The organism is Rhodococcus koreensis (assembly GCF_900105905.1).
Classification (GTDB): domain Bacteria; phylum Actinomycetota; class Actinomycetes; order Mycobacteriales; family Mycobacteriaceae; genus Rhodococcus_F; species Rhodococcus_F koreensis.
The window spans coordinates 5,996,528-6,021,471 of record NZ_FNSV01000005.1 but is presented as its reverse complement, the minus strand read 5'-3'; the positions used below and the strand labels follow the sequence as shown (position 1 = coordinate 6,021,471).

Sequence of the window (24,944 nt, the reverse complement as noted above, 5' to 3'; positions counted from 1 at the left end):
CTCACCGCGCTTCCCTGCTCGCGTACTCGGCCGTCATGCGCTCGAGTTGGGTGCGGGCCTTCTCCGGGTTCAGCATCACGCCACCGACGATGCCGAGGACGCACACCACGGCGCCGACGAACATGAAGCCGGTCGAATATCCGGCCGCCGCGGTGGCCGCGCGTTCCACGATGAGCCCGAGTGCATAGGGTGCGACGATCCCCGCGACGCTGTACGCAGCGATGATGCAACCGAAGAACGCCACCCGCTGATGTGCGGGGAGAAAGTCCGACGCGCCGGCGAAGGCCACCGAGAAGGCCACACTGTTCACCGCGAATGCGCAGACCACGAACACCAACTGCACCGGTCCGGGCTCGAGTTGACTGAAGATGATCATCGAGACGCCGCCGAACAGCAGGAACGCGCCCGTGAGGTAGCCGCGGGCCACCCGGGACGAGCGGCCTGCCCGCAGCAACCGGCCCGACAGCATGCCCGCGCTCAGCAGGAAGACGACCGCGACGACGTACGGAATCGTCACCAGCGTTCCCACCGTGCTCGCCGAGTATCCGAGCCCTTCGTTCATGTAGGCGGGCAACCAGGACACCTTCAGCGAGGAGATCAGGTACCCGGCGAACGACAGCAACACCAGTCCCCAGAAGCTTCGCAACATCAGCAATCGGTGGAACGGCACCACGATGTCAGCGTTGGGGTCATCGACCTTCGTGCCGTCGCCGGTCTTCGGCTCGGGCTTGCGGAACGGCAACCGGTCCGAATACCAGAGCCAGCCGATGAGCCACAACACACCGGTCACCACGAGGACGGCGAAGGCGGCGTGCCACGACCACGTCAGGATCACCCATGTCAACGTGGGCGCGGCGATCAGCGGGCCGACCGAGGAACCGGCGTTGACGACGGCGCCGGCCGTCGCGCGCTTGTCCGGCGCGAATCGATCGGCGACGATCGACTGACACAGTGCATGCGCGGGTCCTTCGAAGAACCCCAGCGCAATTCGGCAGGCGATGAGAACTCCGAACGAGGTCGGAATCGTCAGCGGGGCCATACTCACGATCCACGTCACCATCAACAGGGCTGCGCCCCAGGTGTACGAGATCTTCCGCAGAACGGCAGACAGCGTGACCGCGCCGATCGCGAAGAGCCAGAAGAAGGCGCTGCTGAGCAACCCGTACTGACCGGCCGTGAGACCGAGATCGTCACGAATCGGCTTGCTGGCCAGACCCACTGCCGCCTTGTCGGCGAAATTCAGGGTGAAGAAGAGGAACAGGAAGAGGACGATGCCCCAGGCGCGCCGATCGACGGCCCCCTTGGGACGCTGACCGATGTCGCGTTCTCGGGACTGCATAGTCACCATGACGACCTCCGGGAATGTCTCGGCTGATTGAGGGGCACCACCGGTAGTGACTGGAACCACAGGGTGCATGCCCTCATCAGATCGGTTCGCCCGGTGCCGATCAACCAGCAGAACGCGGTCGGACCGTGCGGATTTGCCTATATCCGCAGGTCACGGTTGCGACCCTTCGGGTGGCGGTGCGTCCGGCGATTGTGATTCTTCGGTGTCGAGGAGTTCCGCCAGCGCCGCGAGAGCAGGCAACGCGGCGCCGATCGCAGTACGGTGGTCGGCGCCGAGGCGCTCGAACGCAGAAGAGATGCGCCGCTCGTTGGCCCGCATCCACGCGTCGAGGCGTTCGCGGCCGGCGCCGGTCAGTTCCACTTGCACGGCCCGGCGATCCCGCGGATCGGGTGAGCGAACAACGAGACCGGTCTCGACCATCTGCTGCACGAGGGCGCTGACGGTGTTGGTAGCCATTCGGTGCTTCCGCGCCAATTCGACGATCCGCAAACCTGATTCGGAGGAGAGTCGCTGGAGGAACTCGACCTGCGCCATCGGCAGCGACTCCCAGGCGAATTCCTCCCGGACGCTCGACCGCAAGGCCCTTCGCAAGCGGGTGATGACCTCGGTGAGGGCCCACCCCTCCCCGCTCCCGGCCGCTCCGGCAGAGAGAGGAATCGCTCGACTGTCGTCCATCCGTTAACCTACTTCTGTTACAGAACTATCTGGTGTCTGATCATTATTTCATCGACACCGACTCCAACCTGCAGGGAACACTCATGAACAGTGACGTAGACCTTCCCCAACGCCGTCCGGTCGCCGTCTACTCCGTGGGCGAGGAACCGGATGTCCGCTTCTCGCTGGCCAACGAACGCACCGCACTGGCCTGGGTTCGCACTGCCCTGGCACTGGTTGCCGGCGGCGTCACCCTCACCACCCTGGCCAGCGTGACCGGCGCCGACCTGGTCGTCCATCTGGTCGCGATCGTCGCGTGCGGCACCGGCGGGGTTCTCGCGGCCGTCGCCTTGTGGTCGTGGAAGCGCAACGAGCGAGCCCTGCGACTGCAGCAGCCCCTCCCCGCACCGATCCCTCTCGCGTGGCTGGCAGGGGGACTGATCGTCCTGTCGATCGGATTGGCGGTGTTCGCCGTCGTCACCACCGTCAACTCGCGATGACACCCGACCCGGGTCTCCAACCACAGCGCACCGCGCTGGCGTGGCAGCGCACCGGCTTGTCGGTGCTCGCGACGTCCGCGGCAATCGGGTTCGCGGCGTACCGCCTGGGCGCACCGATGCTCGTGCTCGGCGCCGTCGTCAACAGCACGATCGTCGGCTATCTCGGCATCCGCCATTTCCCGAAGGGCACCGCACGGACGACCTCGAAAAACGACATCTGGCCCACGCTGCTGCGCACCGCGTCCGTCGTGGCGTTCACAGCCCTCCTCGCGGTCGGGGTCTCCGTCGCCGGGATGCTGCACGCATAGCAACATGTCGGCTTCCAACCCAGGTCCGACCTCCTCGTCCGCGGCAGGCCGCTAGCTTTGCTTCATGGACCTGCGTCAGATGGAGTATTTCCTCGCCGTGGTCGATCACGGCGGCGTCAACCGCGCAGCGGCGGCTCTGCGGGTTGCGCAGCCGTCGCTGTCTCAGGCGGTGCGCAAACTCGAGAAGGATCTGGGCACCGAACTGTTCCACCGAGTGGGTCGCGGCCTCGTCCTCGCTCCCGCCGGGGAGGCGCTGATCGGACCGGCTCGCATGATCCTGCGGGAGACGGAGGCCGCGGAGAACGCCGTACGAAGCGTCGGGCAGGTGCGTGGCGGACGGGTCGACATCGCCACCCTGTCGGACATGTCGATGGACCCGCTGTCGGTGTGGGTGGCCCGGTTTCGCACACGTTTCCCGGACGTTCGGTTCCACATCGAGGAGCGCGACGACGCTTCGGACGTGGTCACCCTCGTCCGATCCGGCTCCTGCGAGATCGGGTTCCTCGCATCGCCACCACCGGGCGAGGATCTGATCAGCGAGCATCTGGTCGAGCAGAAGTTCGTCCTGGTCTGCCCACCCGGAACGGAGGCGTACTGGCCGGACCTCGTTCCGATCGAGACCCTGTCCCAGGTTCCATTCGTGATGGGTGAACACGGCACCGCGACCCGCGATTACATCGAGAAGTCACTGCGCGCGCACGGGGTCGAACCGCGCATCGTGGTGGAAGTACCCCAGCGCGGGGCCGTCCTGCCGATCGTGCTGGCCGGGGGCGGAGCGGCCATCGTCCCACTGCGGATCAGCCTCGACGCGCGACACCGCGGCGGAGTCGTGCGCGAACTGGTGCCGGGGCTCGCCCGCCCCCTCGAAGTGGTGTATCGGGAGGGCCGAATCACCCCTGCGACCACCGAGTTCTTGAATTACTCCAAGCGGTCCCTACGGGCCTGGGTCCGTGCCATTGCCGGCCATCGGAGTGAGGGTCACCCGTTGGTGGAAGCGGCCGCGATGGCGGCGCTGTCCGCGGATCACCGCGTTCGCGATCGCAGCCGCGTCGACACCGAGGTCCGCCCGAACCTATAGGCGATCACACTCAATTCGGGTGATTTCTGGACTTTGACGTAGTCATTCCTCGCACCTTCAATGGAAGTGCGCCACCTCACAGGCGCCACCCATTCCAGGAGGACTTCATGACCGGTCGTGTCCATGTCACCGTCGACAACGCCGTCGCACATGTGGTGATCGACAACCCCGGTCGGCGCAACGCTGTGTCCCACACCGTCTTCGACGAACTCGGCTCCGCGATCACCGACCTGTCCTGCGCGCCCGACGTCCGCGTGGTGATCCTGGCGGGGCAAGACACTGACTTCAGTGTCGGCGCCGACCTGGCCGCGCCCGCCGGTTCCCGCACCTTGCGCGGCGACTCGATCGCTGCCGACACCGCGCGACTGCGGCAGGTCAGCTCCACCCTGCACCGGTTCCACCATCTGCCGCAGGTGACCATCGCGGCGATCGACGGTGCCTGCGCCGGAGCAGGGTTGTCGCTTGCGGCCGCCGCCGACTTCCGGATCGCCTCCGATCGTGCCGTTTTCAACACGGCGTTCGTGAACGCCGCCCTCTCCGGCGATCTCGGGGGTGTCTGGCTGATCACCAAGCTGCTCGGCGGCGCCAAGGCACGCGAATTATTCTTGACACCAAACAAACTCACGGCACAGGCCGCGCTGGATCTAGGGTTGGTCACCACGGTGACCGGCACCGAGTCGCTGCACGCGGAAACCCTGGGCCTGGCCCACCGGCTCGCGTCGTCGGCTCCCCTCGCCCTGCGTGCGATGAAGCAGAACCTGCTCCAGACGTCCACCACATCGCTGAGCGATTATCTGCTCGCCGAGGTGGACCGAATGGTGCAGTGCTTCCACTCCGGCGACGCGCGCGAGGCCGCCGACGCGTTCCTGAACAAACGCGCGCCGTCGTTCACCGGCCGCTGACCCGACGCCACCCCGCCCTGTCCACCTCGCCCGTTCGGAGCCCGCCCATGTCTGAAACACTCACGCGGAACACCGCGGCCGTCGCACCGCCGTCACGGTCGCGCGCCTGGATCGTCGCCGCCCTGCTGTTTGCGTTCCTGGTACTCAACTTCGCCGACAAGGCCGCCCTCGGCTTCGCGGGCCTCCACATCCAGAAGGATCTGGGCATCACCCCGCAGCAGTTCGGACTCGTCCAGAGCGCCTTCTTCTGGCTGTTCGCCGTCGGCGCGATCGTGCTCGGCGCCCTCTCCTCACGTATCGGGGTGCGCTGGCTGCTGGCAGTGCTGATGCTGATCTGGATCGTGACGATGGTGCCCCTACTCGGCCCGGTCAGCTTCGGCGTCCTGCTCGCGTGCCGGATCGTCCTCGGCTTCGCCGAGGGCCCCGCGTACGCGCTGGCCACGCACTCGGTACACTCCTGGTTCGCACCGGAGAAGCGGGCCCTGCCGGGCGGGATCGTGACCGCGGGCGCCTCGGTAGGGCCGCTCCTCGCGGCGCCGGTCCTCACCTGGGTGATCGTCACCTGGTCGTGGCACGCCGCGTTCGGCGTTCTCATCGTCCTGGGCGGCGTCTGGGCCGTGGTCTGGTTGATCTTCGGCAAGAATGCGCCCTCGCACACCGCCGCAGCCGACGGCACCGTGGAACTGGCCGAAGCGTCGTATCGAACATTGCTGACTACTGGAACCGTCGTCGGCATTGCTCTCCTGACCTTTTTCTCGTACTGGTCGACGACGTTGAAGGTGGCCTGGCTCCCCGTCTACCTTTCCGACGGATTGGGATACGACACGATCACGGCAGGACGGCTGATCATGCTGCCGTACGCCTTTGCCGCTGCAGGCGCGATCGGCGCCGGATTTCTGTCGAACTGGCTCACCGTTCGGGGCGTGTCCCGGAGGGTCTCCCGGGGATTTCTGGCGGGCGGGTTGATCGTCGCGGCCGGCGTCTCGATGGTCGCATTCACCCTGTTGTCCGCGGGTTTGCCGCAGATGGTGTTCATCACGCTGGCGTTCTCCCTCAACACCGCCGCCTACGCCGTTGCGTTCACCGCGATCGCCGACATCGTGCACCCGAGCAAGCGCGGACCGATCCTCGGATTCCTGGTGGCGTTCTACAGCATGGCCGGGGTGCTAGCGCCCCTGTTACTCGGCTATTTCGTCGGCAACGCCACCGACAAGATCACCGGCTACGGCCACGGCTTCGCACTGACCGGAATCCTCATGACGCTCGGCGGCGCCGCCGCCACCTTCCTGGTGCGTCCCGAACACGACGCCGCGAAGCTCAGCGCTCGTACAAAGGAGAATGCAGCATGACCGGACCGTTGGCCGGAGTTCGCGTCGTCGATTTCGGACAGTTCATCGCCGCCCCGGCCGCCACCCAGATTCTGGTGGACCTCGGCGCCGACGTGATCAAAGTCGAACCGGTGCACGGCGAATCGTCGCGACTGATCGGCACCTACGGCGAAGCGATCCTGCGGAACTACAACCGCAACAAACGCTGCATCGCACTCGACCTGAAAGACGATCGCGGACAGCAGATCGCCCGGGATCTGATCGCGTCGGCCGACATCGTCGTGCAGAACCTGCGCCCCGGAGTGATGGAATCGTTCGGACTGGGAGCCGAGGACGTCCGCACCGCGCATCCGAGCATCATCTACGCCACCGTGAGCGGATTCGGCTTGCAGGGACCGTCGAAGTACCGTCCAGGACTGGACATCGCCGCGCAGGCCGAGAGCGGCATCATGTGGGTCACCGGCGAGGCGGACGGAGAACCGCAGCGAGTCGGCTTCCCCGCGGTCGACGCGGCTGCCGGACACGTGTTCGCCCAGGCCATCCTCGGCGCGTACATCCGACGCCTCCGCACGGGTGACGGCGACACCGTAGAGACCTCACTCCTCGAGGTCGCCGTGCACCTGCAGGGACCGAACTGGGGCGAGTACCTGCTCACCGGCAACGAACCGATGCGCAAGGGCAACGGACAGCCCACCGTCGCGCCCGCCGCGGATGTGATGCCCACCCGGGACGGCGCAATCGTCGTATCCGCCTATTCGGTGGTACATTTCGCCCGGCTCTGCGCCCTGCTCGGCCGACCCGAACTCGCCTCCGACCCTCGATTCGCCACCAACGAAAGCCGGGTTCGGCACCGCCCGGCGCTCCTGCCCGAATTGCGCGCCGAGTTCGCCGAGATGACCAGCGACGACGCGATGGCACTGCTGACCCCGAACGGGGTGGTCGCGGGCAGGATCAGCTCCTACGGCGAGGTCCGCAAGAACCCGGATGTCGAGGCAACCGGCATCTTCATCGACGTCACCGACCCGGACGGCGTCGAGCACACCACGCTCGGCTCGCCCTGGCACCTCGGCAGCGTCCCCCGATTCTCGACCGCCGGCGCTCCCGCGCTGGGCCAGCACACCACCGAAGTGCTCACCGAATTCGGTTACGCCACCTCCACCATCGACGCCCTCACCGACGCGGGCGTCGTCCACTGCCGATAGAACACGACAACTCGCGAGACGCCTGGACGCGCGTCCGCTCGATCACTGCAAAGGATTGGTACAACCATGCAACGCAACATCTTCGACTCCGACCACGACGCGTTTCGGGATACGGTGAGGCAGTTCATCGGCAAGGAGGTCGTGCCCCACATCGGGGAGTGGGAGGCCGCCGGACTCGTCCCCCGCGAGCTGTTCACCAAGACGGCGGAAATCGGGATCAACGGCCTCCAGGTGCCCGAAGAGTTCGGCGGCGGCGGAATCGACAGCTTCCTGTTCAACGCGATCGTCATCGAGGAAATCGGATATGCTGCAGCCACACTCGGCGGACTGCAGGTCCATCTCAGCACCGTGCTTCCGTACTTCTTCGAATACGCCGACGCCGATCAGAAGTCGAGGTGGTTCCCGGGATTCGCGGACGGCACCCTGGTGTCGTCGATCGCGATGACGGAACCCGGCACCGGATCGGATCTGGCCGGCATGGCAACCAGCGCCGTGCGGGACGGTGGCGACTGGATCCTCAACGGAGCCAAGACGTTCATCACCGGCGGTATCAACGCCGACCTGGTCATCGTCGTCGCCCGCACGAATCGCGACGTCGCCAACCGGCGTGACGGGCTGTCGCTGCTCGTGGTCGAGGCCGGTATGAACGGTTTCACCCGCGGCCGCAACCTCGACAAGCTCGGCCTCAAAGCTCAGGACACGGCCGAACTGCTGTTCGACAACGTCCGGGTTCCTGCCCGCAACCTGCTGGGCGAGGAAGGCGCCGCCTTCTCGATGCTCGCCCGTAACCTGCCCCAGGAGCGGCTGACGATCGCCGTGAACGCGCAGGCCACGGCGACGGCTGCGCTGAACCTCGGCTCCGACTACGTCAAGGACCGCAAGGTCTTCGGGCAACGGGTCGCCGACTTCCAGAACACCAAATTCGTCCTCGCCGACTGCGCGACCGAACTCGAAGCCGGGCAGGCCCTCGTCGACCGAGCGCTCGTCGCCCTCGACGACGGCACCCTGTCGGTGGCCGACGCCGCGAAGGTGAAGCTGTTCTGCACGGAGATGCAGGCCCGGGTGATCGATCGCTGCCTGCAACTGCACGGCGGATACGGCTACATGCGCGAGTATCCGATCACCCGGCTCTACGCCGACGCCCGGGTAACCCGAATCTTCGGTGGTACCAGCGAAGTGATGAAGAGCGTCATCTCCCGATCCCTGGGCTTGTGACCGTGGACGTCAAGGGAATCAATGCGGTCGTCACCGGCGGAGCGTCAGGTCTCGGACTGGCCACAGCCACCCGCCTGATCGACGGCGGGGCCACCGTCACACTGGTCGATCTGCCCACCTCGGACGGTGCGGTCCGCGCCGAAGAACTCGGCCCCGGTGCCCGATTCGTCGCGGCAGACGTCACAGACGCCGACAATGTGTCCGCGGCCTTCTCCGCCGCCACCGAGCAGGGGCCGTTGCGTGCCGTGGTCCACTGCGCCGGGCGTGGCCGTCCCATGCGGGTGCTCGACAAGTCGGGTACGTCCGCCGAGCTCGAGCCGTTCGAATCGGTGATCCGGCTGAACGTGATCGGCAGTTTCAACGTGCTGCGGTTCGCCGCCCAGGCCATGGCCGGCAACGAACCTCTCGACGGTGACCGCGGTGTGTGCGTACTCACCGCATCCGTCGCCGCATTCGAGGGACAGATCGGCCAGATCAACTACGCCGCAGCCAAGGCCTCCGTCGTGGGGATGACCTTGCCCGCGGCACGCGACCTCGCCGGCGTGGGAATTCGAGTCTGCACCATCGCCCCTGGCACGTTCGACACTCCGCTGCTGGCGAAGGCACGCGACGATGTCCGGGCATCGCTCGCGGCCTCCGTGCCGCATCCGCGCAGGCTGGGCGACCCCTCCGAGTTCGCCGCTCTGGCCGTGCACATCGTCGAAAACGGCATGCTCAACGGAGAAACCATTCGCCTCGACGGCGCCATCCGAATGGCTTCGCGATGAGCACCGGTCCGGCGAGACCGAACATCCACCGACCATCCAGTAAGGGCAATTGTCATGCGTGACGCAGTCATCGTCGAAGCCGTACGCACACCCGTCGGACGCCGCAACGGCGCCTTGAAGGACATCCATCCCGTGGACCTGTCCGCGGTGGTGCTCACCGCGCTGGCCGAACGCACCGGGCTCGACGTCGCTGCCGTCGACGACGTCGTGTGGGGATGTGTAGGCCAGGTCGGGGAACAATCGGCGAACATCGCCCGCAGCGCGGTCCTTGCCGCCGGCTGGCCGGAACACGTTCCCGGCACCACCGTCGACCGTCAGTGCGGCTCGAGCCAGCAGGCGATCCACTTCGCGGCCGCCTCGGTCATCGCGGGCCACGCCGATGTGGTCGTCGCAGGTGGTGTCGAATCGATGTCCCGGGTGCCGATGGGCTCGGCCCGGAAGGCCGGACCGGGTGTCCCGTTCGGCCCCGCAGTGTTCCGTCGTTACGACAACGTCGATTTCAATCAGGGCACAGGTGCCGAAATCCTGGCGAAGCGGTTCGACCTCAGCCGTACGCGACTCGACGAGTACAGCCTCGAATCACACCGTCGCGCAGGGCAGGCCGTCGACGACGGCCGATTCGTCAAACAGGTCACCCCGGTCGGGCTGCCCGACGGCACCACCCTCACGGTCGACGAGGGCATCCGGCGGGACTCCACCCTCGGCGCACTCGGCTCCCTCTCACCCGCCTTCGCGACCGACGGCCGCATCACCGCAGGTAACGCTTCCCAGATTTCCGACGGTGCCGCCGCACTGCTGGTCACCACGAGCGACCGAGCACGACAACTTGGCTTGACTCCCCTGGCACGCGTGCACACCGCCACCGCCGTCGGCGACGACCCGATCACCATGCTGGCCGGACCCATCCCGGCAACGCGGAGGGTGCTCGAGATGGCCGGACTGGATCTCGACGACATCGACGCGTTCGAGGTCAACGAGGCATTCGCCAGCGTGGTCGAGGCCTGGCTCGCCGCGACCGGCGCGCGCCGCGAACGGGTCAACCCCCTGGGTGGCGCCATCGCCCTCGGGCATCCCCTCGGCGGTTCCGGTGCCCGGCTTGCCACCACCCTCGTGCACCACCTGCACACCGAGGGCCTGCGATACGGGCTGCAAACCATGTGCGAGGCCGGTGGCATGGCCAATGCCACCATCTTCGAATCTCTCCCGGCGTAACCGGCAACGCACCGCATCCGGGGCGGCGCCGCCGTCGACGGCACGGCGTCGCCCCGCGTTTCCCGACACTCGAGGAGAATTCCCTATGACCTTGCCCCCGATCCTGCAAGACCGGCTCCGCCTGCCCGTGGTGGCGTCGCCGATGTTCATCGTCTCGGGTCCCGACCTGGTGATCGCCCAATCCACCTCCGGCGTCGTCGGATCCTTCCCCTCCCTCAACGCCCGCCCGCAGCCCGTGCTGCGCGAATGGCTCACCCGCATCACCGAGGAACTCGCCAAGCACGACGCCAACAACCCCGAAACGCCCTCGGCCCCGTACGCGGTCAACCTCATCGTCCACAAGAGCAACGACCGCCTCGACGAAGACCTCGCCACCATCGTCGAATTCGAGGTCCCGATCGTCATCACCTCCCTCGGCGCCCGCGCCGACGTCAACGACGCCATCCACAGCTACGGCGGCATCGTCCTCCACGACGTCATCAACAACAAGTTCGCGAAGAAGGCCGTGGAGAAGGGTGCCGACGGCCTCATCGCCGTCGCCGCCGGCGCGGGCGGACACGCGGGCACCCTGTCGCCGTTCGCGCTGATCCAGGAGATCCGCGAATGGTTCGACGGACCGCTCCTGCTGTCGGGCTCCATCGCCCACGGCCGCTCGGTCCTCGCCGTGCAGGCCGCCGGCGCCGACCTCGCCTACGTCGGCTCCGCGTTCATCGCCACCGAAGAGGCCAACGCCGATCAGGGCTACAAGCAGATGATCGTCGACTCCACCGCCTCCGACATCGTCTACTCCAACCTGTTCACCGGCGTGCACGGCAACTACCTGCGCGGCAGCATCGAAGCCGCCGGACTCGACCCGAACAACCTCGCCGTCTCCGACCCCTCCGCCATGAACTTCGGCGTCGGTGAGGACGCGGACACCGCCGCGAAGTCCGAAGCCAAGCCCTGGCGCGACATCTGGGGCGCCGGGCAGGGCATCGGCGCCGTCGACGCAGTCGTCCCGGCAGCGCAGATCGTCGAACGCCTCGATCGCGAATACACGGATGCGCACCAACGCCTCCGCCGCATGTGAAGTCCGGAGAACGCCGGTGCCGTCATCATCAGGCTTCTGACCTCCGACCGCCTCATCCGCGTCGGGTGAGGCCACGGACGGTCGGTGACCACCAGCATCAGAGGCGGACGAACATACGCACCTGCCCTCAGATGGCAGCGGCTCCAGACAGGCGAATAGTCACATCCAGCAGCGAGCCCGTTGCACCCCGGCGTGCGAGGCGACGATGATGGGGCGGTGATCATCGAACGCAGCTCGGTCGTCGGCGCGCCGATCGGGCAGGTGTGGGCGAGGGTCGTCGATCCGGAGGGGATCAACGACGAGATGCGTCCATGGATGACGATGAGCATCCCGCGCGGTCAGGAGTCGATCAGCATCGACTCGGTCGCGGTCGGTGAACCGCTCGGCCGGGCGTGGCTGCGACTGTTCGGGCTGGTCCCGTTCGAGTACGACGATCTGACCATCGCGGAGCTGGAACCGGGCCTGCGGTTCCACGAGAAGTCGACGATGCTCAGCATGCGCCGGTGGGAGCACGAACGCACGCTCCGGCCGTTCGACGACGGCAGCACAGGCGTCTACGACCGGATCACGTTCGAACCGAGGCTTCCGCTGGTGCCGCTGACGCCGGTGCTGGCCCGCGTGCTGGGCGCGTTCTTCGGGCACCGGCACCGGCGTCTGGCGCGACACTTCGGCTGACGGCCTCAGTGCGCCGTGTAGCCACCGTCGACGACGAGTTCGGTGCCGGTGGTGAAGCCGGACTCGTCCGAGGCGAGGTAGAGCACCCCGTACGCGATCTCGTCCGGTTCACCCTGCCGCGGAAGGGGGTTGCCCGACACGAGTTGGCGGTAGTACTCCTCCGGCCCGAGCGCGCTGCCCTCCGCCGACCGCCGGCTCATCGCCGTCCGCATCGACCCGGGATGGATCGAGTTGACGCGAATTCCGTCCGGCCCGTACGTGACGGCGTCGGATTTGCTCAGCAGCCGCACCGCGCCCTTCGACGCGTGGTACAGCGGGACGTTGGAGCCTCCGGTCAGCCCGTGGATCGACGAGAAGTTCACGATGCTGCCCTTCTTCCGGCCGATCATGTGGGGCACCACGTGTTTGGTCATCAGCCAGACGCCCTTGACGTTGACGTCGAAGATCTGGTCGAACTCGGCGACCGACGCCTCGTGTGACGGTGCGGGCCTGCCGATGATGCCGGCGCAGTTGACGAGAACGTCGGGGACGCCGACGGTCTCGACGATCGCTGCGACGGCGTCGGCGACACTGGTCTCGTCGGTGACGTCGACGGCGAACGGCGTGATCGACTCCGAATCCCACGGTGCGTCCGGGAGTTTCAGGTCGAGCGCGGCAACCCGCGCCCCTTCCGCGGCGAGCATCCGGGCGGTCGCGCCGCCGAGATCACCGTTCGCCCCCGTGACGACGGCGACCTTCCCTGCCACTCGACCTGTCATGACCTGCCTCCCACTGCTGCGACGGCCCACGGGCCGATCATCGGAATCCATTCGGTGATGTCGTACGACGCGACGTATCCGTGCGTCTGGAACGGGTCGCCCTCGACGACGTCGACGACGTCCTGCCGGTCCGCGGCCTCGTAGACCATCGCGGCGCCGGGATCTTCTCCCGCGGCGAACGGTCCCGACCCGAGGATGAGTCCGCGGTCGGCGGCGGCCTGCAGGTGACTCTTGTGTTCGGGACGATGCGTGTCCCGGCCGGCGGTGTCGCCGGTGTATGCGTAGCGGACGAGGTAGAACGGCACGTCAGACCTCTTCCAGAACGGTCGGCGTGGTGGATTCGCTGCGCAGCGACGCGAGGATCTCGGCGTCCCGGCCGATGGTGTATCCGAAGACGAGGGCGGGCCCGATGTTGGCGCCGTAGCCCGGGTATCCGCCGCCGAAGATGCTGACCGCCGCGGAACCAGCCGCGAAGAGACCGGGGATCGGCTGGTTGTCGTCGTCGAGGACCTGACTGTGCCGATCGACGGCGAGGCCGGAGTAGGCGCCGAGGTCGCCCATCTCGATCTTCGCCGCGTAGTACGGTCCCTTGTCGAGCGGCTCGAGGTTCGGATTGGGCTGGTGCTCCATGTCGCCCTTGAAGTGGTGGAACCAGTTGGATCCGCGATTGAACTTCGGGTCCTCCCCCTTGGCGGCACCCGCGTTGAACTCGGACAGGGTCTTCTTCAGCCCGGCGGCGTCGACACCGATCCGTCGAGCGAGCTCCTCGACCGTATCGGCCTTGTGGAGGAATCCGGTCTTCTTGAAATAGCCCTGCGGGATGGGCCGCGGCTTCGCGTAGCCGATTCCGTACTTGTTCATGGCTTTCGAGTCGGCGATGATGTAGCCGAATGTCTCGTCCTGGCCGGCGTTCTCCTGAATCATCGCCATGCCGAAGTCGTGGTACGAACTCGACTCGTTGGCGAAGCGTTCACCCTTGCGGTTCACGGCGATCAGTCCCGGGAGCCCGAACGCCCGCAGGTGCGGGAAGATCCGCTGCTGTCCGCGCAGACCGGTGAACACCGTGACCGGCGCCCAGGCTGCCGGCTCGTGGACGTCGGTGTCGACGTGCCCGCCGAGCGGTGCCGCCAGGCGCACGTTGTCGCCGTCGTGCCCGACGGTGGGCGTGAAGTGGTTGTCGCCGTGCGGATCATGACCCCAGTACTCGGCGCGCAGGGAGGCGTCCGCGGAGTAGCCGCCTGCCGCGATGACGACACCGAGCCGCGCCTCCACCGTTGCCGCGTGAACTCCCCCGAGCACGGCGCCGGTGACGACCCCGTTCTCCGACTGCAGGATCTTCGTGACGGGTGTCTCGGTCCACATCCGGATGCCGAGCTTGGCCGCGGACGACACCATCCGGACCATCAGCGAGTTGCCGTTGGTCCGGTCGAACGACCGGCGGCAGAGCACTGTCTCGACCCACGTCTTGAGGAGCTTCTTCGACACGTAGGCAAACGATTTCCACGACTGGTTGGCGTGCAGGAACTGCGCGATGTCGGGTCCGACCTCGGGCATGTACCCGAACACGGTGTACGTGTCGAGGTAGGGGCGCAACCGGAGCCGGTTCTCGCCGAGTGTGCGCGCGTCGACGACCTTGCCGGAGATCGCGCGCCCCGACGGCTTCGCACCCGGGGCGTCCATCTGGTAGTCCGGAGCCATTTCCGGATAGACGAATTCGACGTCGGTGTCGCGTTCGAGCCAGTCGATCGCCTCGGGGACCTCGTCGAGGAAGGTGTCGACCATCTCGGCCTTGTAGCAGTCCTTGGCGAGTGCCCGAATGTACGTTTCGATCTCCTGACGGGTGTCGCCCTGCGCGACGCCCTGCTTGTTTCCCGGCACCCACGCCCAGCCGCCCGAGATGGCGGTGGTGCCGCCGAGCCACTTCGACTTCTCGGCGACGATGACACTGTGGCCTTCGCTCGCGGCCTTGAGCGCGGCGGCCATGCCCGCGGCCCCGGACCCGATGACCAACAGGTCGCATTTGACGGATTTCGAGCTCATATGTGGACCTTCCCTGGAGAGTCGGCACTCGATCGCGGCGCGCGAAGGCACTGCTGTGCAGCATGTTTGGAGGCACACTGCGCGATCGGTGACGGTGTGTTCGTGTCACCCACTCTGACCGACCCGAGACCCGAGTCACAGCGCGACTCCAATGGATGGAAAAGGGATTCTGTCAGTGCCGCGACCCGCGCGTCATGGCGCGAGTGATGCCGCGCGACGCCGTCGTCAGCGCCGCGACCACCGACTGCGGGTTGGCCTGATCGTGCGGGATGACGACGGACAGAGCGGCAATCACCCTGCCACCGTCGCTGTCCCGCACGGGCACAGCGACTCCCGTCGCACCCGGGGTGATGAGACCGGCGGCCACCGCGAAGTGCTGGTGCCGCACCTCGGCGAGGAGACGCCGCATCTGGTCGGGGTCGGTGACGGTGGCGTCGGTGTACCGTTCGAGCGGTTGCGACAGCAATTCGTCCTGCACGTCGCGGGAGGCGTTCGCCATCAGAACCAGACCGGACGAGCACGCATGCACCGGCAGCCGTCCGGCGATCTTGGTGACGTTGACGACGGACCCGCGGGTGGAGAGCCGTTCGACGAACAGCACCTCGTTGCCGTCGAGGACGCCCAGCTGGGTGTGCTGTTTGATCGCGGCGTTCACGTCTTCCATGAACGGCATCGCGGCCTCGCGCAGGCTGAGGGTGTGCGAACCGCGGGACCCCAGCTCCCACATCCGGACCCCGATGCTGATGCGGGTGTCGTTGCGTTCGAGGAGGCGGAACTTGACGAGTTCTCCGACGATGCGGTGCGCCGTCGCGACGGGGAGGTCGGATCGACGCGCAATGTCGGACACCGACAGCGACGGTGTGTCCGCGTCGAAGGAAGACAAGACCCTCACGACGCGGGCAGTGACCGATTCTCCTGTCGGTGTCCGTGACATCGCCCCATTGTCCTCCGGTTACTCCCGCGAGGTCGACGGACGCCCGAGTTCGGCCAGCGGCACCCGGTACGTCTCGCGGGCGGTGAAGGCCGCGACGGACGAGACCAGCATGCACAGTGCAGTGAACACCGCGACCGGGACCCACGCGTTCGCCCCGGTTCCCAGCAGTGCCCAGCCGATCGCCGGGGCGAAACCGGCGATGAGGAAACCGATCTGCGTGCCGACGGCGAAACCGGAATAGCGCACGGGCGCGGCGAACATCTCGGTGAAGAAGCTCGGCCACAGGCCGTTCACCATCGAGTAGAACAGCGTCATCGTGAGCAGTGCGGCGACGAAGATCAGCGGAATGGAGCCGACCGAGATGGCCCAGAAGTATCCGAAGATCGTCACGCCGCATCCGAGGGTGCCGGTGATCCATACGGGGCGGCGTCCGACGCGGTCCGACAGCTTGGCGAGCAGAGGTATCGCGACGATGGAACCCGCGATCGACGCCGACGACGCCCACAGCATCGTGGTGCGGTCGATGCCGACGTCGGGTCCGGTGGCGTAGGCGAGCCCGAAGACGGTGAACACCGTCTGCCCGACGGCGAACAGCGAGCACAGGGCGATCCGCAGGACGTCCCGCCACTGGGTGGTCACGACGGTGACGACGGGCAGTTTCTGCACCTCTGCGTGCTCACGCGACTCCTCGAACACCGGAGTCTCGTCGAGCTTGGTGCGCACGAAGTAGGCGACCACGAGCATCACGGCGCTGCACCAGAACGGGATTCGCCAGCCCCAGCTGTCGAGTTGCTCCTTCGGCAGCGCGGCCACCGGGATGAAGACGAGGGTCGCGAGGACCATCCCGGCCGCGTAGCCGGTCATCGTGAAGCTGGTGAAGAACGCCCGCCGCCCCTCGGGTGAGTGCTCGAGCGTGAGAGTGCTCGCGCCCGCCGCCTCTCCGCCCGCGGAGAATCCCTGCGCGAGGCGGCACAGGACCAGCAGGATCGGGGCGGCGATGCCGATCTGCTCGTACGTGGGCAGGAATCCGATCGCGAGACTCGACAGTCCCATGATGAGCAGCGTCAGCAACAGAATCTTCTTGCGGCCCAGCTTGTCCCCGAAGTGTCCCAACACGATTCCGCCGACTGGCCGGGCCACGTAGCCGACGCCGAACGTCGCGAGCGCGGCGACCGTGCCGATCGCGTCGTTGCCGGCCGGGAAGAACGTGTGCCCGAAGACGAGGGCGGCGGCGGACCCGTAGATGAAGAAGTCGTAGTACTCGAGCGCGCTCCCGAGGAACGACGCGAGCGCCGCCTTCTTCGGCGTCTTCGCGACCTCGACGGGTGGCGCGGCGGTCGGGCTGTCGTGCGTCACGGCGGATACGTTCATCGACTCTCCTGCGATCGGGCCTGGCGTGGTGTGACACAACGTGCCAACCGCGACCGCGCGTGCGCAACGTCACATCCATCCATTGGAAAGCCGGCACCGTGCCGTCCCGGACGAACGGGACGCCCGTTGCGTCAGATCGAACGAGCGTCCCGTTCGTCCGAGACGCGCTACGGCTGCGGCGGGGACAACTCCCAGCCGGTGCTCATGTCGCGGGCGAGGTCGGGCACCCGCCGCAGCACCCGCTGGCCCTCGACGAAGTCGCGGAACGGGATGGCCAGCAGGGCCCGCAGCTCGCCCGGACGGCCCTCGGCTAGCCGCTGGTAGGACGACGCGATGTCGCTGACGATGTACTGCCAGCGCGGTTCGCGGTCAGCCCAGTTGAAGCCGGGCAGGGGTGTCCGGAGACGGTAGGCCGAGCCGTTCACGTCCCCGTCGACCGCCATCGGCGACACCTGTCCCGGGGCGCGCGAGCCGGGAACCGAGGGTTGCGCCGCGAGGGTGGTGGCGTAGGTGAGCGCCCGGCCGACACCGTCGCGCGCGGCCGCCGTGACGTCCCACTGGTCGGCGATGATCTGATTCTGCTCACGCGACGCCATCCGGAACAGGGCGTCCGCGTATCCCGCCGGGGTGCCGGAGAAGATGCCGTTCCAGGCGATCTCGGCGTTCTCGTCGAGCAGTCCCGCGGCGGCCATCTCCTCGACGCCGCCCCGGCCGCCGTTCAGGTATGCCTCGTGCATGGGCACCATGTCGAAGTAGATGTGTTTCTGCATCATCAGCAGCCGTTTCTGATACCAGTCCACGTCGCCCGCCGTCATCGCCGGACCGACGGTGGCGAGATTTCTCAGGTCCGGCGGCAGGAGCGTCGTCGCCTCGCCGGGCAGTCCGCGGACCGTGGACGCGACGGCGTTGCCGAGCGCGTGGACGGCGTCGACTCCGAGCACGGTCCGGCCGAGGTCGAGGTCCCAGAAGCCGGCGGCGAACGAGCCTCCCGCCAGCCCGGCCATTCCGGACCAGTAGAGCTCGGCCCGTTGGAGTTGATACCGGCCGTAGTTCTCGTAGACCCGGTCGACCACCGCCGCGTTGGCGATCAGCCCGGCGTTCGGATCCCACCCGGCAAGGTCGATGCCGGACGCCTCGGATCCGCGTGCCAGCCAATATTGTTGCAGCAGGGCGGAATACCTGGTCGGCGCGACGCCGTCGGAGCGGGCGGCGGCCAGCGCGGCACCGAGTGCGGTGGAGTCGGTGGGGAGACGGGGGTCGAGCCCGCCGATCGACTCCGCCGCCGCGTTCGCAGGCGTGATGTCGAGGAGGCCCTCGTAGCCGGTGGCGTGCGCGACGTTCGGCGCCGGACCGGCCAACGCGAGGGCCCCGAGCAACGCGACGAGCACCCCGCGGATCGTCGTGTTGCGGACCCGAGGTGATTGGCAGTGCACAGCACCGGGCATGTCAGGTATTTAACAACATATATGTGATGGCGTCAGGGGTTTGCCCGGATCCACCCCCACGTGAGCGCTAAGGAGTGCCCCGGCACACGACGCCACTCACGTGGGGCCGAGTTCACCCAGGACGGCCGAGAGAATGGTGTGCGCACTGGCGATGACCGTCTCGATCGGCTGGGGGTTCTCCGACAGCACCCACTGCTGGGCGATCATCAGCACCGCCCCGACCAGGCCGGTCGCGAGGGTGCGGAGGTGGAACTCCGGGAACGCGGTGCGGTCGACGGCCGGACCGATGACGACGAGCACGGCGTCCACGAACGACCGGGTGACGCGGCGATAGGCGATGTCGACTTCCGGGCCGACACCGAGGACCTCCTGGAAGGCGATCCGTGGGATCCGCGGGTCGTCGGCGACGGACCGGAAGAACGCGGTCAGCGCCCCGCGAACCCTGGCGTCCAGATCGGCGCCCCCGCCCCCCGCGCCGCGCAGGACGTTGTCCCGGAGGCGGTCGGTCACGCTCGCGTACGCCGCCAGCAGCAGGGCCTCGCTGTCGTCGAACGACTCGTAGAAGTAGCGCTTGGTCAGCCCGGCGGTCGCGCAGATCTTCTCGACGGTCGCGGACCGGTATCCGCTGGTCCCGAACACTTCGACGGCGGCGTCGACGAGACGCGCGCGGCGATCTTCCTGACGCTGGCGAGGGCCCGCACCGCGGTAGGTGCGGCCCGTCTCGTCGAGCCTGGGCGAACTCACTCCCCAATATTGACACCGCACAGTTCCAGATACAAACTGACACTGAACGGTGCCAGATCACACGCCAGGAGATCCCATGCCCACGCTCAGGAACAAAGTCGCACTCGTCACCGGAGCCGCACGGGGCATCGGAGCCGAGACGTCCCGCGCCCTCGCCCGCAAGGGCGTCAAACTGATCCTGATCGACCTGGACGCCGAACCACTGAAAGCCCTCGCTGCCGAACTCGGTGACGACGTCGCGCTCGCCGTGGCCGCCGACGTCTGCGACCTGCCCGCCATGCAGAAGGCCGTCGACTCCGGCGTCGCGAAGTTCGGGGGCATCGACCTCGTTCTCGCGAACGCCGGCATTGCCAGCTACGGCTCGGTGATGCAGGTCGATCCCGCCACGTTCAAGCGGGTCGTCGACGTCAACATCCTCGGGGTCTTCCACACCGTCCGGGCTGCGCTTCCGTCCGTGATCGAACGCAAGGGCTACATCCTGATCGTCTCGTCGCTCGCCGCGTTCGCACCCGCGCCCGGTCTGGCCGCGTACTGCGCGAGCAAGGCCGGCGTCGAGCATTTCGCCAACGTCCTGCGTCTCGAAGTCGCGCACCGTGGCGTTGCCGTGGGCTCGGCCCACATGTCGTGGATCGACACCCCGCTCGTCCAGGACGCGAAAACCGACCTCACCGCATTCAACCAACTTCTCGCGGTCCTGCCGGGACCGGTCGGCAAGACGTCGTCGGTGGGTCCCTGCGTCGACGCATTCGTCGATGCCCTGGCAAAGCGGAAACGCCGGGTCTACGTGCCGCGGTGGGTCGCGCTCGCCGGCTGGCTGAAGGCGGTGGTGACGTCGCGCGTCGGCGATCGCAACACGCTGCCCCACGTACCCCGCATTCTTCCGCTGATGGACGAGGAGGTCGCGAAGCTCGGCCGCTCCACCAGCGCACGTAATGTCGCTCTCGACGACGTCGCCGTAGACCCGAAGTAGCCACCCGTCCCACCCAGCGAGAGAGTCTTCATGTCACACACCGATACCGCCGCCGACACCACCGGCGCGAAGGCTCCCGTCGAACACCTCGACGTGCTGATCATCGGGGCCGGACTGTCCGGGATCGGTGCCGCGTACCACCTGCAGGACAGCTTCCCCGGCCGGACGTACGCGATCCTGGAGAGCCGTGAGACGATCGGCGGCACGTGGGACCTGTTCCGCTACCCCGGCATTCGGTCCGACTCCGACATGTACACGCTGGGCTACCGCTTCCGGCCGTGGGAGAACGACAAGTCGATCGCCGACGGTCCCGCGATCCTCGAGTACGTCAAGGACACGGCGGCCGAGCACGGGATCGACCGGAACATCCGGTTCCGGCACAGGGTCGTTCGCGCCGAGTGGTCGACCTCGAACGCCCGTTGGACGATCGACGCCGAGCGCACCGACACCGGTGAGACCGTCCGGTTCACCGCCGATTTCCTGATGTCCTGCAGTGGGTACTACCGCTACGACGAGGGCTACACCCCCGAGTTCCCGGGCATCGACCGGTTCGCCGGGCAGGTCGTGCACCCACAGAAGTGGCCCGAGGACCTCGACTACGCCGGCAAGCGGGTGGTCATCATCGGCAGCGGCGCCACCGCGGTGACGCTGGCACCGTCGATGGCCGCCGAGGCCGCGCACGTGACCATGCTGCAGCGCTCGCCCACGTACATCATCTCGATGCCGGCCAAGGACAAGCTGGCCAACAAGCTGCGGCGCCACCTGCCCACGCGGCTCGCCTACGCGCTGACCCGGCTCAAGAACGCGTCGGTGGCGACGGCGATCTACCAACTGTGCCAGCGGTACCCGGAATTCATGAAGGGCCGCATCCGGCAACTCCAGGAGAAGTGGCTGCCGAAGGGCTACGACATCGACAAACACTTCACGCCCCGCTACAACCCGTGGGATCAGCGACTGTGCCTCGTGCCCAACGGGGATCTGTTCCGCTCCATCCGCAACGACGAAGTGTCGATCGTGACCGATCACATCGACACGTTCACCGAATCCGGGATCACGCTGAAGTCCGGCGACGAGCTGCGCGCCGACGTCGTCGTCACCGCAACGGGTTTGAACCTGCTCGCGTTCGGCGGGATGACACTCGCCGTCGACGGCCGCGACATCGACCTCACCGAGACCATGGCATACAAGGGGATGATGCTCAGCGGGGTGCCCAATTTCGCCTTCGTCATCGGCTACACCAACGCGTCCTGGACGCTGAAGGCCGACCTGGTGTGCGAATACGTCTGCCGTCTGCTCGCGCACATGGACGCGAACGGATTCGCGCAATGCTCCCCGGAGCGGGACAGCGCGGTCGACGAGGAGCCGTTCCTCGACTTCGCCGCCGGCTACGTGCTGCGGTCGGTGGAGTCGTTCCCGAAGCAGGGTTCGAAAGCACCGTGGCGGCTGCGGATGAACTACTTCCGCGACCTGGTGACACTGCGGCACGGCAAGATCGTCGACGATGCGATGGTGTTCCGCCCGTGAGTACTTGTTAACCGCCCGCGGTTAACAAGTACTCACGGGTGCTGTCTTCCGACATTCGGAATCGGAGTTGGAAACGGGTGACCTGTCAGCCACGGTAAGTGGGTCGTGAGCCACATCACAGCCCACCTCCGAGGAAGAGCAGGTCCCGCGCATGCAATTCGACCTACGCGAACGCATCGACAGCAGTCCGATGACGCGCTACCAATGGGGCGCCATCGCCATCTGCGGTCTACTCAACGTGCTCGACGGCTTCGACGTTCTCGTCATGGCGTTCACCGCGCAGTCGGTGTCGCAGGAGTGGGCTCTGTCCGGCTCCGTCGTCGGCCTCCTGCTCAGCGCCGGGCTGTTCGGCATGGCCGCGGGGTCGCTGTTCCTGGCGCCGTGGGCAGACACCATCGGTCGCCGCGCCATGATCCTGCTGTGCCTGGCGCTGGCGTCGTCGGGCATGCTGCTGTCGGCGGCCAGCCAGAACGCGATGCAACTCGGTCTGCTCCGCGCGCTCACCGGGGTCGGAATCGGCGGAATCCTCGCCAGCAGCAACGTCATTGCCAGTGAGTACGCGTCGAACCGCTGGCGCGGGCTGGCCGTGAGCCTCAATTCCACCGGGTACGCCGTCGGCGCCACCCTCGGCGGCATCATCGCCGTCGTGCTGCAGAACTCGCTCGGGTGGCGCTCGGTGTTCCTGTTCGGCGGTGTGTGCACGGCCGTGATCATCCCCGTCGTCTATGCGCGGCTCCCCGAATCGATCGACTTTCTGCTCGTGCGTCGCCCGGCCAATGCCCTCGACCGGATCAACGCGTTCGCGCAGCGGGTCGGGCAGCCGCGACTCGACGAACTGCCCGCACCGCGCGCCGCCGCCACCGCCGATGCAGGATTCGCGATGCGCGTCCTGCTGTCCCCGCAGCGCCGCCGTAGCACCCTCCTGGTGTGGTTCGCGTTCTTCACGGCGATGTTCGGCTTCTACTTCGTCACCAGTTGGACGCCGAAACTGCTGGTCGAGGCGGGCATGTCCGCGAACCAGGGCGTCACCGGCGGCGTGCTCCTCAACCTCGGCGGCATCTTCGGCGCCACCTTGCTCGGCGCGCTGTCGGCGCGGTTCGCCCTGAAGCGGGTGCTCATCGCCTACCTGGCGATCGCGGGGGTGCTCCTCCTCGTCTTCGTCCCCGCCACCGCATCCATCGTCGTCGCGTTCGGGCTCGGCGCCCTCATCGGCGTCTTCGCCAACGGCTGCATCGCCGGGCTGTACGCGATCACCCCGTCGGTCTACTCCCCGGCCGTCCGGGCCACCGGAGTCGGCTGGGGCATCGGCATCGGACGCGTCGGCGCCATCGCGTCCCCGATCGTCGCGGGCGCCCTCCTCGACCGCGACTGGTCGCCCACGCAGCTGTACATCCTCGTCGCCGTGTCCTTCCTGCTCGCCGGAATTGCCGTGTCGCGACTGCGATTCGAGAAGACCGGCGGCTCCTCCACCCGTGAGTGGTTGACGAGTGCAGAGACTCGTTAACCACTCACGGGCCCGGAGGGCCTAGGCGTGGACGTGCAGCGGTTTGCCGGCCACCGCCAGCAGTGCCTCGCCGAGGGCCTCGCCCTGGGTGGGGTGGGCGTGCACGAACTTCGCCGCCTGGGCGGCGTCGACCCCGAAGTTGTACAGCATCTGCGCCTCGCCGATCAGCTCGCCGACGCGGTCGCCGACCATGTGCACACCGACCACGACGCCGTCCGGCGCCACCACGAGTTTGACCGCCCCCGACGTCTTGAGGATCTGACTCTTGCCGTTGCCGGCGAGGTCGTAGACGACCGTCCGGATCTCGTCGCCGAACTGCTCCCGCGCCGCGGTCTCGGTCAACCCGACCGACGCGACCTCGGGGTGGGAGTACGTGACGCGGGGGATGCCGGTCTCGTCGATGACGTCCGGACGGAGCCCGGCTATCTCCTCCGCCACGAAGATGCCCTGCTGGAAGCCGCGGTGCGCGAGCTGGAGTCCGGGCACGATGTCGCCGACGGCATAGACGTTCGGCACCGTGGTGTGCAGCCGGTCGCTGGTCACCACGAATCCCCGGTCGAGGACCACCCCGGTCTCCTCGTACCCCATCGAGGCGGTGTTCGGACCGCGGCCCACCGCGACCAGTACGACGTCGGCGTCGAGCACGTCGCCGGAGTCGAGGGTGACGGTCACCGCGTCCTCGTCCTGCGCCACCTCGGTGACCCGCACCCCGGTCTTCGCGGCGATCTTGCGACGACGGAACGCCCGCTCGAGGTATTTGGAGACCGTCTCGTCCTCGTTCGGGACCAGCCTCGGCATCGCCTCGACGATCGTCACCGACGCACCGAACGACGCCCACACACTGGCGAATTCGACGCCGATGACGCCGCCGCCGAGGATGATCGCCTTCTTCGGGACCGTCGGCAGCACGAGCGCCTGATCGCTGGTGACGACCCTGCCGCCGATGCTGATGCCCGGCAACGTCTTCGGAGACGAGCCCGTCGCCAGGACGACAGCCCCGCCGGTGATCATCTCGCCGTCGACCTCGACACCGTTGGGACCGACCAGCCGTCCGCGTCCGTTGACGACGGTGATGCCGTGGGAGTCGACGAGACCTTGCAATCCCTTGTGCAGGCGGGTGACGATGGCGTTCTGATAGCTCAGCACCTTGTCGAGGTCGACCCCGCCGAACGTGACGTCGACCCCGAACTGCGCGGCCGTGCGGGCACTGTCGGCGACCTCGGCGGAATGCAGCAGCGCCTTGGTCGGAATGCACCCCTGGTGCAGGCAGGTGCCGCCGAGTTCGTTCTCTTCGATCAGAATGACCGAACGGCCCAGTTCGGCCGAGCGGATCGCGGACGCATAGCCGCCGGAACCGCCGCCGAGGATGACGACATCTGCAGATCGGTTGGACATG

The 24,944-nt window shown here is 67.3% G+C and carries 24 protein-coding genes; 14 read left to right on the top strand and 10 right to left on the bottom strand.

The genetic code is table 11. From position 1 onward, the window contains the following. Position 1 precedes the first annotated feature (1 nt). Both BLV94_RS31935 and BLV94_RS31930 read right to left on the bottom strand, forming a co-directional pair. Positions 2-1,348, bottom strand: a complete 1,347-nt coding sequence (locus BLV94_RS31935; protein WP_074933872.1) for an MFS transporter — start codon at positions 1,346-1,348, stop codon at positions 2-4. A 150-nt stretch (positions 1,349-1,498) separates the two neighbouring features. Next, positions 1,499-2,023, bottom strand: a complete 525-nt coding sequence (locus BLV94_RS31930; protein WP_244163716.1) for a MarR family winged helix-turn-helix transcriptional regulator — start codon at positions 2,021-2,023, stop codon at positions 1,499-1,501. A gap of 83 nt (positions 2,024-2,106) precedes the next feature. Here BLV94_RS31930 and BLV94_RS31925 point away from each other — a divergent pair, with 83 nt between their 5' ends. The 11 genes from BLV94_RS31925 (at position 2,107) to BLV94_RS31875 (ending at position 12,258) form a co-directional block, all read left to right on the top strand. Continuing rightward, complete coding sequence (locus BLV94_RS31925; protein ID WP_072936936.1) at positions 2,107-2,502, top strand: YidH family protein; 396 nt, start codon at positions 2,107-2,109, stop codon at positions 2,500-2,502. Further along, positions 2,499-2,810: a DUF202 domain-containing protein gene (locus BLV94_RS31920; RefSeq protein ID WP_072936929.1), complete on the top strand. Its 312-nt coding sequence runs from the start codon at positions 2,499-2,501 to the stop codon at positions 2,808-2,810. Before BLV94_RS31925 ends, BLV94_RS31920 begins: the two co-directional genes overlap by 4 nt. A 64-nt stretch (positions 2,811-2,874) precedes the next feature. Continuing rightward, a complete protein-coding gene (locus tag BLV94_RS31915) occupies positions 2,875-3,888 on the top strand; it encodes a LysR family transcriptional regulator (protein WP_244163715.1) in 1,014 nt (337 codons plus the stop codon). Positions 3,889-3,995: 107 nt separating this feature from the next. Further along, positions 3,996-4,790 carry an enoyl-CoA hydratase/isomerase family protein gene (locus BLV94_RS31910; protein WP_072936928.1) on the top strand — a complete coding sequence of 265 codons (795 nt, stop codon included), beginning with the start codon at positions 3,996-3,998 and terminating at the stop codon, positions 4,788-4,790. 47 nt (positions 4,791-4,837) lie between these two features. After that, the gene (locus BLV94_RS31905; protein ID WP_072936927.1) at positions 4,838-6,139 is read left to right on the top strand and encodes an MFS transporter; all 1,302 of its coding nucleotides are present in this window, start codon (positions 4,838-4,840) and stop codon (positions 6,137-6,139) included. Beyond that, entirely contained in the window at positions 6,136-7,320 is a 1,185-nt protein-coding gene (locus BLV94_RS31900; protein ID WP_072936926.1) for a CaiB/BaiF CoA transferase family protein, read from the top strand. Before BLV94_RS31905 ends, BLV94_RS31900 begins: the two co-directional genes overlap by 4 nt. A gap of 66 nt (positions 7,321-7,386) precedes the next feature. Continuing rightward, positions 7,387-8,535, top strand: coding sequence for an acyl-CoA dehydrogenase family protein (locus BLV94_RS31895; protein ID WP_072936925.1), 1,149 nt, complete (start codon positions 7,387-7,389; stop codon positions 8,533-8,535). A 2-nt stretch (positions 8,536-8,537) separates the two neighbouring features. Then, complete coding sequence (locus BLV94_RS31890; RefSeq protein ID WP_072936934.1) at positions 8,538-9,302, top strand: SDR family NAD(P)-dependent oxidoreductase; 765 nt, start codon at positions 8,538-8,540, stop codon at positions 9,300-9,302. A 54-nt stretch (positions 9,303-9,356) separates the two neighbouring features. Then, on the top strand, positions 9,357-10,514 hold the full coding sequence (locus BLV94_RS31885; protein WP_072936924.1) for a thiolase family protein: 1,158 nt from the start codon (positions 9,357-9,359) through the stop codon (positions 10,512-10,514). 85 nt (positions 10,515-10,599) lie between these two features. Next, complete coding sequence (locus tag BLV94_RS31880; protein ID WP_072936923.1) at positions 10,600-11,583, top strand: NAD(P)H-dependent flavin oxidoreductase; 984 nt, start codon at positions 10,600-10,602, stop codon at positions 11,581-11,583. A gap of 216 nt (positions 11,584-11,799) precedes the next feature. After that, complete coding sequence (locus tag BLV94_RS31875; RefSeq protein ID WP_072936922.1) at positions 11,800-12,258, top strand: SRPBCC family protein; 459 nt, start codon at positions 11,800-11,802, stop codon at positions 12,256-12,258. 5 nt (positions 12,259-12,263) lie between these two features. On the opposite strand, the gene BLV94_RS31870 is transcribed toward BLV94_RS31875, so the two are convergent. From BLV94_RS31870 to BLV94_RS31840, 7 genes are all read right to left on the bottom strand, one after another. Next, positions 12,264-13,016, bottom strand: coding sequence for an SDR family NAD(P)-dependent oxidoreductase (locus BLV94_RS31870; protein WP_072936921.1), 753 nt, complete (start codon positions 13,014-13,016; stop codon positions 12,264-12,266). Next, positions 13,013-13,321, bottom strand: a complete 309-nt coding sequence (locus BLV94_RS31865) for a YciI family protein (protein WP_072936920.1) — start codon at positions 13,319-13,321, stop codon at positions 13,013-13,015. The genes BLV94_RS31870 and BLV94_RS31865 overlap by 4 nt, the downstream gene beginning before the upstream one ends. Position 13,322: 1 nt before the next feature. After that, positions 13,323-15,056: a 4-oxocyclohex-2-ene-1-carboxylate 5-dehydrogenase gene (chcC2, locus tag BLV94_RS31860; protein WP_072936919.1), complete on the bottom strand. Its 1,734-nt coding sequence runs from the start codon at positions 15,054-15,056 to the stop codon at positions 13,323-13,325. 172 nt (positions 15,057-15,228) lie between these two features. Further along, the gene (locus tag BLV94_RS31855) at positions 15,229-15,990 is read right to left on the bottom strand and encodes an IclR family transcriptional regulator (protein ID WP_072936918.1); all 762 of its coding nucleotides are present in this window, start codon (positions 15,988-15,990) and stop codon (positions 15,229-15,231) included. Between the two features lie 18 nt (positions 15,991-16,008). Further along, on the bottom strand, positions 16,009-17,361 hold the full coding sequence (locus BLV94_RS31850; protein ID WP_072936917.1) for an MFS transporter: 1,353 nt from the start codon (positions 17,359-17,361) through the stop codon (positions 16,009-16,011). 167 nt (positions 17,362-17,528) lie between these two features. Further along, positions 17,529-18,806, bottom strand: coding sequence for a hypothetical protein (locus tag BLV94_RS31845; protein WP_072936916.1), 1,278 nt, complete (start codon positions 18,804-18,806; stop codon positions 17,529-17,531). 96 nt (positions 18,807-18,902) lie between these two features. Next, positions 18,903-19,550 carry a TetR/AcrR family transcriptional regulator gene (locus BLV94_RS31840; RefSeq protein ID WP_072936915.1) on the bottom strand — a complete coding sequence of 216 codons (648 nt, stop codon included), beginning with the start codon at positions 19,548-19,550 and terminating at the stop codon, positions 18,903-18,905. Between the two features lie 76 nt (positions 19,551-19,626). Between BLV94_RS31840 and BLV94_RS31835 the strand changes: the two genes are divergently transcribed. The 3 genes from BLV94_RS31835 to BLV94_RS31825 all read left to right on the top strand — a co-directional run bounded on the left by BLV94_RS31835 (position 19,627) and on the right by BLV94_RS31825 (position 23,548). Then, on the top strand, positions 19,627-20,520 hold the full coding sequence (locus BLV94_RS31835; RefSeq protein ID WP_072936914.1) for an SDR family oxidoreductase: 894 nt from the start codon (positions 19,627-19,629) through the stop codon (positions 20,518-20,520). A 30-nt stretch (positions 20,521-20,550) separates the two neighbouring features. Continuing rightward, a complete protein-coding gene (locus BLV94_RS31830) occupies positions 20,551-22,044 on the top strand; it encodes a flavin-containing monooxygenase (RefSeq protein ID WP_072936913.1) in 1,494 nt (497 codons plus the stop codon). 151 nt (positions 22,045-22,195) lie between these two features. Then, positions 22,196-23,548 (top strand): MFS transporter, encoded by a 1,353-nt coding sequence (locus BLV94_RS31825; protein ID WP_072936912.1) that lies wholly within the window; start codon positions 22,196-22,198, stop codon positions 23,546-23,548. Positions 23,549-23,569: 21 nt separating this feature from the next. Here BLV94_RS31825 and lpdA read toward each other — a convergent pair whose 3' ends face one another. Further along, positions 23,570-24,943: a dihydrolipoyl dehydrogenase gene (gene lpdA / locus BLV94_RS31820; protein ID WP_072936911.1), complete on the bottom strand. Its 1,374-nt coding sequence runs from the start codon at positions 24,941-24,943 to the stop codon at positions 23,570-23,572. Between the last annotated feature and the right edge of the window lies 1 nt (position 24,944).

What these genes read in the sequence shown, in the direction of transcription:
- BLV94_RS31935 (WP_074933872.1), bottom strand. Translation starts at nt 1,348, where the DNA reads ATGGTGACTATGCAGTCCCGAGAACGCGACATCGGTCAGCGTCCCAAG.
- BLV94_RS31930 (WP_244163716.1), bottom strand. Translation starts at nt 2,023, where the DNA reads ATGGACGACAGTCGAGCGATTCCTCTCTCTGCCGGAGCGGCCGGGAGC.
- BLV94_RS31925 (WP_072936936.1), top strand. Translation starts at nt 2,107, where the DNA reads ATGAACAGTGACGTAGACCTTCCCCAACGCCGTCCGGTCGCCGTCTAC.
- BLV94_RS31920 (WP_072936929.1), top strand. Translation starts at nt 2,499, where the DNA reads ATGACACCCGACCCGGGTCTCCAACCACAGCGCACCGCGCTGGCGTGG.
- BLV94_RS31915 (WP_244163715.1), top strand. Translation starts at nt 2,875, where the DNA reads ATGGACCTGCGTCAGATGGAGTATTTCCTCGCCGTGGTCGATCACGGC.
- BLV94_RS31910 (WP_072936928.1), top strand. Translation starts at nt 3,996, where the DNA reads ATGACCGGTCGTGTCCATGTCACCGTCGACAACGCCGTCGCACATGTG.
- BLV94_RS31905 (WP_072936927.1), top strand. Translation starts at nt 4,838, where the DNA reads ATGTCTGAAACACTCACGCGGAACACCGCGGCCGTCGCACCGCCGTCA.
- BLV94_RS31900 (WP_072936926.1), top strand. Translation starts at nt 6,136, where the DNA reads ATGACCGGACCGTTGGCCGGAGTTCGCGTCGTCGATTTCGGACAGTTC.
- BLV94_RS31895 (WP_072936925.1), top strand. Translation starts at nt 7,387, where the DNA reads ATGCAACGCAACATCTTCGACTCCGACCACGACGCGTTTCGGGATACG.
- BLV94_RS31885 (WP_072936924.1), top strand. Translation starts at nt 9,357, where the DNA reads ATGCGTGACGCAGTCATCGTCGAAGCCGTACGCACACCCGTCGGACGC.
- BLV94_RS31880 (WP_072936923.1), top strand. Translation starts at nt 10,600, where the DNA reads ATGACCTTGCCCCCGATCCTGCAAGACCGGCTCCGCCTGCCCGTGGTG.
- BLV94_RS31870 (WP_072936921.1), bottom strand. Translation starts at nt 13,016, where the DNA reads ATGACAGGTCGAGTGGCAGGGAAGGTCGCCGTCGTCACGGGGGCGAAC.
- chcC2 (WP_072936919.1), bottom strand. Translation starts at nt 15,056, where the DNA reads ATGAGCTCGAAATCCGTCAAATGCGACCTGTTGGTCATCGGGTCCGGG.
- BLV94_RS31855 (WP_072936918.1), bottom strand. Translation starts at nt 15,990, where the DNA reads ATGTCACGGACACCGACAGGAGAATCGGTCACTGCCCGCGTCGTGAGG.
- BLV94_RS31850 (WP_072936917.1), bottom strand. Translation starts at nt 17,361, where the DNA reads ATGAACGTATCCGCCGTGACGCACGACAGCCCGACCGCCGCGCCACCC.
- BLV94_RS31845 (WP_072936916.1), bottom strand. Translation starts at nt 18,806, where the DNA reads ATGCCCGGTGCTGTGCACTGCCAATCACCTCGGGTCCGCAACACGACG.
- BLV94_RS31835 (WP_072936914.1), top strand. Translation starts at nt 19,627, where the DNA reads ATGCCCACGCTCAGGAACAAAGTCGCACTCGTCACCGGAGCCGCACGG.
- BLV94_RS31830 (WP_072936913.1), top strand. Translation starts at nt 20,551, where the DNA reads ATGTCACACACCGATACCGCCGCCGACACCACCGGCGCGAAGGCTCCC.
- BLV94_RS31825 (WP_072936912.1), top strand. Translation starts at nt 22,196, where the DNA reads ATGCAATTCGACCTACGCGAACGCATCGACAGCAGTCCGATGACGCGC.
- lpdA (WP_072936911.1), bottom strand. Translation starts at nt 24,943, where the DNA reads ATGTCCAACCGATCTGCAGATGTCGTCATCCTCGGCGGCGGTTCCGGC.